The organism is Empedobacter sp. UBA1574, from assembly GCF_002322895.1.
GTDB classification, from domain to species: domain Bacteria; phylum Bacteroidota; class Bacteroidia; order Flavobacteriales; family Weeksellaceae; genus Empedobacter; species Empedobacter falsenii_B.
Map to the genome: position 1 here is coordinate 1 of NZ_DCOI01000031.1, position 12,652 is coordinate 12,652.

A 12,652-nucleotide genomic window follows, 5' to 3' on the forward strand; every position below is an offset into this window, starting at 1 on the left:
CACAGTTTTTTGGATATTGCCAATTAAATAACAAAAGCCACTCGCAGAGTGGCTTTTACATTACTAAAAAATATCTAAAGAATTAATTGTTTTATAACCAAGTTACAACGCCTGAATCTACACAGTAGTTTGCACCTATTATCTTGATTTTCCCTTCTTTTTCTAAGGTATTCAAGGTTGTACTTTGGTTACGAATATCTTCTATTGTTTGTATAACGTTTTGGTGATTTAATCTTTCTAATAAATCTGCATTTTTAGAAGAACGTTCTTCACCATCTTTTATAATTTCGTCGATAATTGGATTGAAATGATCAACCAAATGACACAAATTATTCATTCCAGTTTTGTGAATTGCTTCAGCGTCTAATCCGCCTTTCAAAGCGCCACATTTAGAGTGTCCTAAGACAACAATCAATTTAGAGCCAGCCACATTTGTTCCGAATTCCATCGAACCTAAAATATCTTGATTAACGAAATTACCAGCAATTCGTACACTAAAAATATCTCCTAAACCTTGATCGAAAATAAGTTCCGCAGAAGTACGGCTATCAATACAGCTTAAAACAACCGCAAACGGCCATTGTCCCTCTCTTGTGTCATTCACTTGTGAAAGTAAATCTCTGTTCGCTTTTAAATTTTGAACAAATCTTGCATTTCCTTCTTTTAAAAATTCTAACGCTTTATCTGGAGTTGTTGTTGCTTGAGTTTCTGATGTATGTGCTTTCATTATATTTAATTTTATTGTGTGTGTTTTAATTTTTATATGTTTTTTACAGATTAATGCGCTCCAGCTACTAAAACGTAACCAAAGAATTCTCTAAACGATGGAGGATTATCTACTGTTCCACGTTCGGAAATTAGTCGAATATTAATATTATTATTTTTTGCTTTTACTTTAAATTCATCTAAATATTCGATAATATCATAATCTAGAATACGAGTTTTTCTAACATCTAATTCAAGATTAGAACCAGGTTTCAAACCATCTAATTCTTTTACAATTGCACCGCGGTTTACAAACGTTACCTCCTCAGCAAAATTCATATGGAAAACATTTCCTTCTTTTACCAACATTACGTGCGAGTTATTGTAAGATTTGATTAACGAAACCACTACACCAACAATAAGACCAATGATGATACCTTTTAATAAATCTGTTGCCAAAATTGCAATAACTGTTACTGCGAACGGAATTAACTGATCTTTTCCTAATTTTTTCATATCCAAGAATTGTTTCGGATTACCTAATTTGTATCCAATAACCAATAGAATAGAAGCTAAAACCGCATTTGGAATTAAATTTAAAAACATTGGAATAGAGATCACACTCACTAATAATAAAACACCGTGCGTAATTGTAGAAAGTTTTGTAAGCCCGCCACTCATTGCATTTGCAGATGAACGTACAATAACTTGCGTAACAGGTAAACCTCCAATTAAACCAGCTAAAGAGTTTCCGACACCTTGTGCAATCAATTCTCGATTTGTAGGTGTTTGACGCTTTAAAGGATCTAATTTATCAGTTGCTTCTACAGATAATAAAGTCTCTAATGACGCTACAATTGCGATGGTAAATGCAACTTGCCAAACCATAGGATTTGTTAATCCAGAGGCGAAATCGGGCATAGTAAATTGTCCTAAGAAATCTGAAACACTTTCAGGAACAGGAACTTTTACTAATAAATTGTGGTCGATAGAAAATACTTCGTGGTTGGTATCACCAATTGTAACTTGGTACAAAATACCTACTAATACAGCTACTAATGATCCTGGTAATAATTTGAAAAAGTTTGATTTTTTTCCTAAAATATTATCCCAAACAATCAAGATAAATAAAGAGATTGCTGTAATAATAATGGCTCCTGGCGTGATAAAATCTAAACTAAAATTACTAAAACTAAATGTTTCTGTATAGCCTAACGCTAATGGAATTTGTTTCAAGAAAATTGAAATACCAATCGCACATAACATTCCTTTAATCACCGAAGATGGAAAGTAATAACCAATAACTCCGGCTTTTAGAATACCTAGTAATATTTGAAAAATTCCGGCGATAACAACCGCGACTAAAAATAGTTCGTAAGCACCCAAATCTGTAATAGCAGTTAATACAATAACGACCAAACCAGCCGCAGGACCAGAAACACCAATTTGAGATTTAGAAATAAGACCAACAACAATTCCTCCTACAATTCCCGCAATAATTCCGGCAAATAAAGGCGCACCACTGGCCAACGCAACACCTAAACATAAAGGCAATGCTACGAAAAAGACAACAATACTCGCAGGTATGTCCTTTTTCCAATTTTGAAAAAGATTCATAATAGTTTTAAAATGAATTATTTAATAATTTGAAATGATAAAAATAAATTTGCTATCCATTCAATAGATTTGAATAGGATGATGCAAAAAATCAATTAAAAAATTAAACTAATTCAGGAGGTGGAGTTGTCACACCATTATCTAAAGATGCATATGCATTAGAATGATGAAAATCCGAATATGTAATTTGTTTCACATTAAAAAATGTAAACAATTTTATTTCGTGGAAATAATGTATTTTTTCTGTAATTTCGCTCGAAGAATTTTTCTGATTATTTTCTTCTTCAGTTGAAGTTTGAGAAAACAAAGCTTTTTGATCATTGTCAGAAGAATCTTTTTCGTCTTGCTGCTCCAATCTCATCTGATAATCCATATAGCCCGCCAACCCTTGCATGTTCGTACTGAACACCAAAAGAAGCGTGAAAAAAATTCCGATGCTATGTTTTATCAGGTAGTCTTTCATTATGTCACAAAAATATATTTTAATTTTTAATTACAAAATAGAGGATATCATTTTTAATAAATATTTATCATTTTATTTTATGACGCTTAACAATGTTTATTGATTTTAAATATTGTCTAGATATAAAATTGATATCATAAATCATTTTTACTCAATTTTTTTAAGAATAGATTTGCAAAAAGTTAAATTTTGAGAAAGTATATAAGTGTAATGTTTTTAGTTGCTTTGGTTGCAACTACTTTCGGGCAAGGAAAAAATAATAAAGGTAAATTTTATATTTATTGGGGTTGGAATCACGCGCAGTATACAAAATCAGATATTCAGTTCAAAGGAGATGGATACGATTTTACGTTGGATAATGTAGCAGCTCATGACCGTCAAACTTCCTTTGGAATCAAGTATTTCAATCCAAGTTCTATGACGATTCCGCAATATAACTTCCGTTTAGGTTACTTTGTTTCGGATAATTGGAATATCTCTTTCGGGATTGACCACATGAAATATGTGATGGATCAAGATCAAGTTGTAAAAATGAATGGTCACATCAATACAGGTTCAGATTACGATGGAACATATAATAATGTCGATCAAAAATTAACAGAAGATTTCTTAACGTTTGAGCATACAGATGGTTTGAACTATGCTAATTTAGAGGTTCGTCGTTTTGATAATATTCAACATTTCCCAATCACAAAAAATGGAAAAGGAATCGATGTTAACGTAACAGCTGGTTTGGGAGCAGGGATTTTATATCCACGTTCTAACGTAAAATTGATGGGTAATGAACGTTATGATGAGTTTCACTTAGCAGGTTTTGCAACAGCTGCAATGGTTGGGATTAACTTTACTTTTTGGGATTATTTCTTTGTACAGGCCGAATTAAAGGGTGGATATGCTAACTTGAGTGATATTCGTACAACTGCAAACAAAGCTGATAAAGCAAAACAGGATATTGTGTTCTCCCAACAAAACTTAGTTTTTGGAGCAATTATTCCAGTTTTTACTCATAAAAATAAGTTAAACTTTTAATTAAGTAGTTTAATATAAAATATATAGCCTAATTTTAAGAATCGATTAGACGATTTGAAAAAAATTATTAGCGGAGACATCATTTAAGTACAATTTGTACTGGATGATGTCTTTTTTTAATTATAAATTTTACCTTTCTCCATAAAGAATTGTTACTTTTACAATTATTTAGATTTGAAATTAACATGAATAGATTTTCTGTATTAGTCGCAAGTATCTTGATATCGACAACAGCAATGGGACAAAAAGTAATGACGCCAGAACTTCTTTGGCAAGTAAAAAAAGTAGCTCCAGTTGGAGTAACGAAAGATCAAAAAAATCTGATTTATAAAGTAACTTCTACTAACGTAAAAACACAAGAAGACACATCGAAAACATATATGATTTCGTTGGCAGGAGGAAAAGCTTCGGAAATCGAAGATTATAAAACGCTTTTGGCTGATGAATCGTTGAATAAATCTCAACAATATAAAGCAGAAACTGATAAAGTTAAATTACAAAAGGTTTTTGGTTCTGATTATTATCCAGAAATGGACAAATCGAATGTGCAGATTTATAATGAATTAAATTACAGACATTGGGATACTTGGAATGATGGAAATTACGATCATTTATTTGTGTCAGAAAATAAAGAAGGTTCAACTAAAATTGATGTTTTAAAAGACGAACCATATTCTGTTTCAGAATTTGTTTGGACGCCAGATGGAACAAAAGTTTTGTATGTTTCTAAGAAGAAATTCGGAACAGATTACGCATTAAGCACAAATACAGATATTTATCAATACGATTTAGCAACGAAAACGACGAAAAATATCACGGAAGGAAAAATGGGTTATGACAATACACCAAGTTTTTCTTCTCAAGGAGATTTTGCGTTTTTGAGCATGGAGCGCGATGGTTACGAGGCAGATAAAAATGACTTAATCGTTCGTCGTGGTGATATCGAAATGAATATTACAAAACATTGGGACGGAACCGTACAAGGTTATAAATGGAGCAATGATGGTAACAAAATTTATTTCAATGCACCAGTAGGAGGAACAATTCAATTATTTGAGGTTGATGTAAACTTCAAAATGAGAAAAATGCCTTTTATCAAACAAATTACAAAAGGTGATTTTGACATTGCAGACATCAAAGAAATTGTTGGTAATAAAGCAATTGTTACAAAAACAGATATCAATCACGCTGCAGAAATTTATGTAGTTGATTTGAAATCTGGAGCATTAACTCAATTAACAAACGAAAACAAAGATATCTTCGATAATATTGCGTTGAGTGATGTAAAAGCACGTAAAATTAAAACAACAGACGGAAAAGAAATGTTTGCATGGGTAATTTATCCGCCAAATTTCGATCCGAATAAAAAATACCCAACTTTATTGTATTGTCAAGGTGGACCACAATCTGCTTTAACTCAATTTTATTCTCCTCGTTGGAATTTCCAATTAATGGCAGCACAAGGGTATATTGTAATTGCGCCAAACCGTCGTGGAATGCCAGGTCATGGAGTAGAGTGGAATGAGCAAATTTCTAAAGATTGGGGAGGACAAGTAATGCAAGATTATTTGGCTGCGATTGATGATATCTCGAAGGAATATTATGTAGATAAAGATCGTCGTGGTGCTGTTGGTGCATCTTACGGAGGATATTCTGTTTATTATTTAGCAGGTATTCACGAAGGTCGTTTCAAATCTTTTATTGCACATAATGGTGTTTTCGATTTGAAATCGATGTACGGAACTACAGAAGAAATTTTCTTTACAAACTGGGACGCTGGTGGCGCTTGGTGGGAAACAAATAACAAAGCTGCGCAAAAAACGTACTCTAAATTTGATCCAAGTAGTACAGAATTAGTAAATAAATGGAATACGCCAATGTTAATTTATGTTGGAGGTCATGATTATCGTGTGCCAATGGGACAAGGGCAAGAGGCTTATCAAATTTTACAATTGAAAGGAATCAAATCTCGTTTTATTTATTTCCCTGAAGAAAATCACTGGGTATTAAAACCACAAAATTCTGTGATTTGGCATACAGAATTTTTCAAATGGTTAAAAGAAACCTTGTAATTCAATTGATTTATAAATCATAACTATAATTTAAAAGTGCAATTTCTATAGAAATTGCACTTTTTTTATTTCTTTGAAAATCAATGACAATATCTAATAAACGAACCAATTATTTTTTTAAATTTTGTAGAGTAGAATAATCGTTGTAAATTCAAAAACATAAGTCAAAACCCAATTTATGAGTAAGGATAATAACAAAATATATTTTTCGAATAGCCCATTTACAAACGGACACAAAGTAATAGATTTTGTTTGGAGTGCTCGCCTTGATGAAAATTTTGACCTTTGGATGGATCTTCATTTAGAGTCAGATAATTATGACGAAGAAGAAGAATATAAAGATGATTTGGATGAAATAGATGACATTTCTCAAGAGAATGCCGAAAAGCAACTTTGGATTAATTATGATCACGCAATCATCTCGAGTACATATTGGAACAACAAAGGAATAAAGATTGAAAACGAAGCACAATTAGATTTTAATCAACTGAATAGAAAAACATTCGAAATTGATTCACTTCCAGTGAATTTGGACGAACCTGAAAACCTTGCTTTTGGTATTTCGATGTTAGGAAATGACACGGTTGCACAGCACGAAATTACGTTTCTAGATACAGAAGAATTTGGTGTTTTTGATATCAAATGGAAAGGGAAAATTGCTAATACGTATTTAGGAGAAACCGATTTTGATTACGATTTTTATGTCTATATGAAGAACATAAAATTCAACGGAATCAAGGTTCACCCATCGTTAGAAAAAGAAAAAGTTACAGCATTTTTTGAGAAAAGTTTAACTCATTTTAGTGATTTCGAATTAGTGGATACCGATGAATTAGAGTTGGAAAATTATAATCTGAAAATTAAAAGGCAAGAAGATTAAAAAATAAATTTTAACTTAGATTCATAATTACTCCTAAACCATTTATATGACCAACCAAATCATCAAAAATTGTGAAGACGAAGAAATTCAGTTTCTCAACGAAATTCAACCTTTTGGATATTTGATAGGAATTCATAAAAATTCGCATCAAATTGAATTTTTTTCTCAAAATATTGATGAATTATTTGAAATTTCTACCGAAAAGATATTAAGCCAACATATTAATCAACTTCATGATTTTGAGCTTGATTTTGATGAGGTTTTGAATTTAGAACAAGGTGAATTTTACCGAACTAATACAAAAGTTAATTCAAAAACCTATCATTTAACAGTTTATCATTTTGATGAATTGATTTATTTAGAGTTAGAAGAATTAATTATTTTAGAAAATAGATTAGCCTATTATAATTTTTCTGAACAAATTCTGTACTCTAAGTCTATAAGCTTAACTTGGGATTTGTTAATTTCATCTATCAAGAGCTTGATTCATTACGAGAGAGTAATGTTGTATAAATTTTTGGAAGATGGTAGTGGCGTTGTTATAGCGGAAGAAATTGATAAGGGATTAGGTTCTTATATGGGTTTGCGTTTTCCCGAATTTGATATTCCTAAACAAGCACGTCAACTGTATCTAGAGAAAAAAAGCCGTTTGGTTGCAGATGTAGACAGTAAAAGAATCATTTTAATTGGTAATGAGAATTATCAAAAAATAAACTTGATGTACTCTTCTGTTAGAGCACTTTCTCCAATACATCTACAGTATTTACGCAATGCTAATTGTGAAGCAAGTTTCTCTATTTCTATTGTAATTAACGAAAAATTGTGGGGAATTGTAGCATGTCAGAATTCCAAGCCAAAATTTATTCCAAATCAAGTTCGTTTGCAAACCGAATTATTGACGCGTCAAGCAAGGTTGACTTATGTGAATTTTAAATCAACTGAACGATTAAAGTTCCAAAATCATTTTAACGAAACAGCGATTAAATTGAAAGAGAATCTTTTAACAGAAGAAAATCTTCAGCAATCAATGAACAATAATCTAAAAGAGGTTCTTAATCTTACAAAGGCAGATGGAATTGCATTGGTTAATTTTGACGATGTTTTTGTAGAAGGCGAAACGCCAGATAAAGAAGAAATTTTGAGAATAAAAGAATGGGCATTTAAAAGAAACTCAGCACGTTTATTTACCTCGAATACTTTTTATCTAGATTATGGACAAGAGCTTAGGCTTAGTCCAAGTTCGGCTGGTGTAATGTTTTGTTTTCTAAATCAAACTTACGAACATTTTATTATTTGGTTCAAAAAAGAACAAGTTCAAACCTTAAATTGGGCTGGAGAACCAAGTAAAATTAAAAATGTAGATGTTATAAATGGTGATGAAATACACAGTTTTTCTCCTCGAACTTCTTTCAAAATTTGGCAAGAGAACATTAAGAATAAATCGTTTATTTGGTTAGATAAGGAGAAATATGTTGCGAAAGAAGTGATTAAGTTAATTATAGAAACACTTCATTTACAGTCTTTCAAAATTCATAGTTTATATGAACAATTAAAAGAAATAAATGACGAATTAGACTCGTTTACCTATACAGTTTCTCATGATTTACGTACACCATTATCGGTGATGAAATTGAATTGTCAGACGCTTCAACGAAGTTTGAAAGATGATGAAATTAAAAATGATCGATTAAAAAGTGTTATTGAAGAAATTGATCGAATGACACAAATGATGCAGGATCTTTTGGCGTTGAGTAAAGCTAAAAAATCAGAAATTGTATTGTCTACAATCGAAACAAAGCCAATCATAGAAAAGATTATACACGATGTTTTGTTGTATTATAAAATTAACAATACTGAAGTTGTTGTAGAAGAAATACATAATGTTTTGGGAGATAAAACGATGTTTTATGAGGTTTTTCTGAATATTATTGGTAATGCAATAAAATATTCCTCTCAAGCAAAACATCCAAAGATTGAAATATCATCTGAAATCAATAATAAAGAAGTTATCTTCAAAATAAAAGATAACGGAATTGGTATAAAAGAAGAAGATTATAATAAAATGTTCAAGCTATTTAGCAGAATGTCTAACACTGGAAACATTTCTGGAAACGGAGTTGGACTTTCGATTGCGCATAGAATGATGGATAGAATGAATGGTGGTATATCTTTTGAGAGTAGAGTAGGAGAAGGAACAACTTTTATATTAACATTTAAAAAAAATCTAACGAATGCTATCTGATTATTTAAAAGAAAAAACAGCGGTTTATCACAAAGAAATTGAAGATAAATTAGAGTCGAATAAATTGTTTAACAGCACATTTACAGATAAAAATTACTATAAAATGTTGCAGGTTAATCATATTTTTCTAAAATCTTATGAAGATTCTATCAAACAATTTTTGAATGACAAAGATTTAAAAAATTTAACGTTGACAAAATTGAATAAATTGTCTTTGATTGAACAAGATATCAATGAGTTAGGTTTAGAAGAATTGAATGTACCAAAACAATTCGAGCTTCGAAATAGAGCCGAAGCAATTGGAGCTTTGTATGTGATAGAAGGTTCTATGCTTGGCGGAAATGTAATTGCAAAAACACTGAAAAAGTATCCTTTTTTAGAGAATAAAAGTTTCAATTATTTTGGACATTACGGCGAAAACCTTGGTCAAATCTGGAAAACTTTTATTGGTTATATTAATCAAGAATTTACAACTGAAGAAGAGCAACAACAAGTTTTTGAAGGGGCAAAAAAAGCCTACGAAGATTTGATAAGTTTTGCTTAGAAAAAATATTTTTAAATAAGACCTCTTTAGTTTCGACTAAAGAGGTCTTATTTTTTTATGAAGTAATTAAAATTATTGATTAGATTAATTATATTAGTAATTAATAAAAATAGTGCATTTTACTTTTGTTTTTCCATTTAGCTTGACTTTCATATAATCAAGTGTAAATTATCCTAACCAAGATAAGACTATTTTATCAGATTATTAACTGTCAATCCAATCATCAAATGATCGGTATGAGATGCTTTAAGACTTTGTAACATATAACCAGCTTCTAAACTAAAAGTTGGCGAAATAACGTAACCAAAGCTTAAACCAAGTCGATTTCTATCAAACGTTTTATCTTTTACAGCTTGTAGAAAAATCTCATCATACGCTTTCAAATACCACGTGTTTTCGATTAATTTGGCATTATTTAGCGGAACAGTTGCAGTCAATTGATAACGAAATCTAAATTGTGTATCATTTTCTAAAAAGCGTTCTTCGACACGAAAGCGATGCGCGAAATTAAAACGTTGTAAAGCATGTTTTGTATTGAATTGTTGATACAAACGATGTTCGTGACTATGAGCATAATCGTCTGTAGCAGTAGTAGTTCTGTTTTGAATGTAGGCGTAACCAGCTAAAATTGTATTGTTATTTTCGGTTAAGTTGTAACCAATTCCTCCACGAATCAAAAGTTGTTGTAACTGATCTAAATCTTCGTACGAACGATATTGTATATCCGACTGAAAATTAAAATCTTTATTGATTTTTTGATTGATATTTAAGGTATTCCAAGTTCTAAAATTACTTTCTTGTGCATGCACACCGAAGTTGGCTAAAACAATAAAACAGGCTAATATTTTCTTCATTCATTCAATTTTAACGAAAAATAAAAAAAGACACGAAAACGAATCGTGTCTTTTGTCATTATAAATTAAATTTATTTTGTTACATTTTCACTTTTGGTAGAATATCTTTTCCAAAAATTTCGATAGATTTCATCATATCCAAGTGATTTGGCGCTCCCACGTCCATGTGTGCAGAAAAACGAGTTAAACCAAACATTTCCTGATATTTCAAAATACGATCAACCGCTAAAGAAGCGTCTCCAACAATCAAATGTCCATTTGTAGAACGTCCATAGTCAAACTGTGGTTTTGTATATTTTGGCCAACCTCTACTTGCTCCAATTCTATTCATTTGTGCACCATAAATTGGAAAATATTCTTCTGCAATTTTTTCGCTATCTTCTCCAAAAAAAGAGTGCATGTGAACGCCAATTTGCATCGTTTTAATATCATGACCATTTTCGATATAAACTTGTTTATAAATTTCGAACAGATAGTTAAAATCAGCAGGATTGCCTCCAATAATCGCGAAAATAATAGGTAAACCTAATGTTGCAGCACGTACAATTGATGATTTTGTTCCGCCAACAGCAATCCAAATAGGTAGTTTTTCTTGCACAGGCTTTGGATAAACACTTTGATTAATAATTGGCATTCTAAATTTTCCGCGCCAATTGATTACTTCGTTTTTATTTAAATCTAAAAGTAAACGAAGTTTTTCATCAAAAAGAGCATCGTAATCGTTTAAATCATAACCGAAAAGAGGAAAAGATTCGATGAATGAACCGCGTCCAGCCATAATTTCAGCACGACCATTCGATAAATTGTCAACACTAGCAAAATCTTGATACAACTTTACGGGATCTGTAGAACTGATGACAGAAACGGCACTTCCCAACTTAATATTTTTTGTAACTGTAGACAAAGCAGCCAAAATAATTTCTGGAGAAGAAACTGCGTAATCAGGACGATGATGTTCTCCAATTCCAAAGAAATCTAATCCAATTTCGTCCATTAATTTTACTTCTTCTATAATCTCACTCATACGTTGTTGAGGAGTTTGTGTATAACCAGTTTTAGGATCAATATGTAGATCGCCAAACATTCCTATTCCTAATTCCATACTATTTTAGATTTAGTCAAATTTACGTATAGAATTTTAGATTTAAATTGATATAGGATAGTTAATAAAAGATCAAATTTGTATATTTAATGTTATATATTCTGTTATGGAAGAATTTTTAGCGAAATCGATTCAAAATGAATTGATTTTAATTTGTATATCGATTATAATTGGCGTTTTGATCGGTACGGAAAGAGAATATCGCAACAAATCTGCCGGTTTACGAACATTCATTTTAGTTAGTTTTGGTTCCTGTTTGTTTACAATTCTTTCGATCCGAATTGGAGTAGGAAATCCTGATCGATTGGCTGCAAATATCATTACGGGAATTGGATTTTTAGGAGCCGGAGTAATTTTTAAGGACGATAATAAAGTTGCAGGGATTACGACCGCAACTACTATTTGGGCGACTGCATCGTTGGGAATGTGTATTGGAGCGGGGTATGTTTATTTAGGTTTATTGGGAAGTGTTATCGTTTTGATTATTTTGGTTGGATTAACTTATCTTCAAAATTATATTGATGATTACCATAAAATTAAATATTATACAATTCTGACAAAGTCGAAAGAGGAATATGAATATTGTCAAACATTATTTAAAAAATTTGATTTAAAATTTTCGGTTGCTAAGCAACATGCTACAGATGGAAATGTTTCTACAACTTGGTTGGTTAGAGGTAAAAGTAAACAACATAAAATGTTGATGAAGCAATTATTAGATGATAAAATTATAAAAACCTATCAATTTTAATTAGCATGAAAAACCTAACAGATGACAAAAATATTTGGTTAGATGAACCGGAAGATCACGATTTTCCTGCTGCGCAAGATTATTTGGAATTAATTTTTAAGCCTGAAATAGCTACTTCACTTACAAATAAATTATCGAAAGCCGAAACAATCATCAAGAAATCCAAAGATATTTTTAGAGCGAGTAAATTGAGTTTGCTTCCTTTGGAAAATAGACATGTTCAAGAGAATTTCAAAAAAATAAAAGCAAATAAAAAGCTTTCTCCAATTTTGTTGGTAAGATCTGCGAACGAATTAATCATTGCAGATGGTTATCATCGCTTGTGTTGTAGTTATTATTTGACGGAAGATTTGGACGTTCCTTGTCGATTGATTTATGTCGAATAAAAAAGTG

At 31.2% G+C, this 12,652-nt stretch carries 12 protein-coding genes; 7 read left to right on the plus strand and 5 right to left on the minus strand.

What is annotated here, in order from left to right; translation table 11 throughout:
• Positions 1–91 precede the first annotated feature (91 nt).
• From B3578_RS09370 to B3578_RS09380, 3 genes are all read right to left on the minus strand, one after another.
• Positions 92–727: a carbonic anhydrase gene (locus tag B3578_RS09370; protein WP_280051755.1), complete on the minus strand. Its 636-nt coding sequence runs from the start codon at positions 725–727 to the stop codon at positions 92–94.
• 50 nt (positions 728–777) lie between these two features.
• Positions 778–2,322, minus strand: coding sequence for a SulP family inorganic anion transporter (locus B3578_RS09375; RefSeq protein WP_038333625.1), 1,545 nt, complete (start codon positions 2,320–2,322; stop codon positions 778–780).
• A gap of 103 nt (positions 2,323–2,425) precedes the next feature.
• Positions 2,426–2,785 (minus strand): hypothetical protein, encoded by a 360-nt coding sequence (locus B3578_RS09380; RefSeq protein WP_125350206.1) that lies wholly within the window; start codon positions 2,783–2,785, stop codon positions 2,426–2,428.
• Between the two features lie 189 nt (positions 2,786–2,974).
• On the opposite strand from B3578_RS09380, the gene B3578_RS09385 reads away from it, so the two are divergent.
• The 5 genes from B3578_RS09385 to B3578_RS09405 all read left to right on the plus strand — a co-directional run bounded on the left by B3578_RS09385 (position 2,975) and on the right by B3578_RS09405 (position 9,552).
• The gene (locus tag B3578_RS09385; RefSeq protein ID WP_260509658.1) at positions 2,975–3,814 is read left to right on the plus strand and encodes a hypothetical protein; all 840 of its coding nucleotides are present in this window, start codon (positions 2,975–2,977) and stop codon (positions 3,812–3,814) included.
• A 185-nt stretch (positions 3,815–3,999) separates the two neighbouring features.
• Positions 4,000–5,886, plus strand: a complete 1,887-nt coding sequence (locus tag B3578_RS09390) for a S9 family peptidase (protein WP_291048113.1) — start codon at positions 4,000–4,002, stop codon at positions 5,884–5,886.
• Between the two features lie 178 nt (positions 5,887–6,064).
• Positions 6,065–6,766, plus strand: a complete 702-nt coding sequence (locus tag B3578_RS09395; protein WP_291048116.1) for a hypothetical protein — start codon at positions 6,065–6,067, stop codon at positions 6,764–6,766.
• A gap of 46 nt (positions 6,767–6,812) precedes the next feature.
• Positions 6,813–9,008, plus strand: a complete 2,196-nt coding sequence (locus B3578_RS09400) for an ATP-binding protein (RefSeq protein WP_291048119.1) — start codon at positions 6,813–6,815, stop codon at positions 9,006–9,008.
• Positions 8,998–9,552: a biliverdin-producing heme oxygenase gene (locus B3578_RS09405; protein WP_291048121.1), complete on the plus strand. Its 555-nt coding sequence runs from the start codon at positions 8,998–9,000 to the stop codon at positions 9,550–9,552. Before B3578_RS09400 ends, B3578_RS09405 begins: the two co-directional genes overlap by 11 nt.
• Positions 9,553–9,740: 188 nt before the next feature.
• Here the strand turns inward: B3578_RS09405 and B3578_RS09410 are convergent, their stop codons facing one another.
• On the minus strand, positions 9,741–10,406 hold the full coding sequence (locus B3578_RS09410) for a DUF2490 domain-containing protein (protein ID WP_291048124.1): 666 nt from the start codon (positions 10,404–10,406) through the stop codon (positions 9,741–9,743).
• A gap of 79 nt (positions 10,407–10,485) precedes the next feature.
• Complete coding sequence (locus tag B3578_RS09415) at positions 10,486–11,508, minus strand: LLM class flavin-dependent oxidoreductase (protein WP_219035004.1); 1,023 nt, start codon at positions 11,506–11,508, stop codon at positions 10,486–10,488.
• 106 nt (positions 11,509–11,614) lie between these two features.
• Here B3578_RS09415 and B3578_RS09420 point away from each other — a divergent pair, with 106 nt between their 5' ends.
• Positions 11,615–12,259 carry an MgtC/SapB family protein gene (locus B3578_RS09420; protein ID WP_280037384.1) on the plus strand — a complete coding sequence of 215 codons (645 nt, stop codon included), beginning with the start codon at positions 11,615–11,617 and terminating at the stop codon, positions 12,257–12,259.
• A 5-nt stretch (positions 12,260–12,264) separates the two neighbouring features.
• Positions 12,265–12,645 (plus strand): hypothetical protein, encoded by a 381-nt coding sequence (locus B3578_RS09425; protein ID WP_286496269.1) that lies wholly within the window; start codon positions 12,265–12,267, stop codon positions 12,643–12,645.
• Positions 12,646–12,652 lie beyond the last annotated feature (7 nt).

Coding starts and splice junctions, on each gene's coding strand:
- B3578_RS09400 (WP_291048119.1), top strand. CDS start 6,813: ATGACCAACCAAATCATCAAAAATTGTGAAGACGAAGAAATTCAGTTT.
- B3578_RS09415 (WP_219035004.1), bottom strand. CDS start 11,508: ATGGAATTAGGAATAGGAATGTTTGGCGATCTACATATTGATCCTAAA.
- B3578_RS09425 (WP_286496269.1), top strand. CDS start 12,265: ATGAAAAACCTAACAGATGACAAAAATATTTGGTTAGATGAACCGGAA.
- B3578_RS09420 (WP_280037384.1), top strand. CDS start 11,615: ATGGAAGAATTTTTAGCGAAATCGATTCAAAATGAATTGATTTTAATT.
- B3578_RS09380 (WP_125350206.1), bottom strand. CDS start 2,785: ATGAAAGACTACCTGATAAAACATAGCATCGGAATTTTTTTCACGCTT.
- B3578_RS09390 (WP_291048113.1), top strand. CDS start 4,000: ATGAATAGATTTTCTGTATTAGTCGCAAGTATCTTGATATCGACAACA.
- B3578_RS09395 (WP_291048116.1), top strand. CDS start 6,065: ATGAGTAAGGATAATAACAAAATATATTTTTCGAATAGCCCATTTACA.
- B3578_RS09375 (WP_038333625.1), bottom strand. CDS start 2,322: ATGAATCTTTTTCAAAATTGGAAAAAGGACATACCTGCGAGTATTGTT.
- B3578_RS09405 (WP_291048121.1), top strand. CDS start 8,998: ATGCTATCTGATTATTTAAAAGAAAAAACAGCGGTTTATCACAAAGAA.
- B3578_RS09410 (WP_291048124.1), bottom strand. CDS start 10,406: ATGAAGAAAATATTAGCCTGTTTTATTGTTTTAGCCAACTTCGGTGTG.
- B3578_RS09370 (WP_280051755.1), bottom strand. CDS start 727: ATGAAAGCACATACATCAGAAACTCAAGCAACAACAACTCCAGATAAA.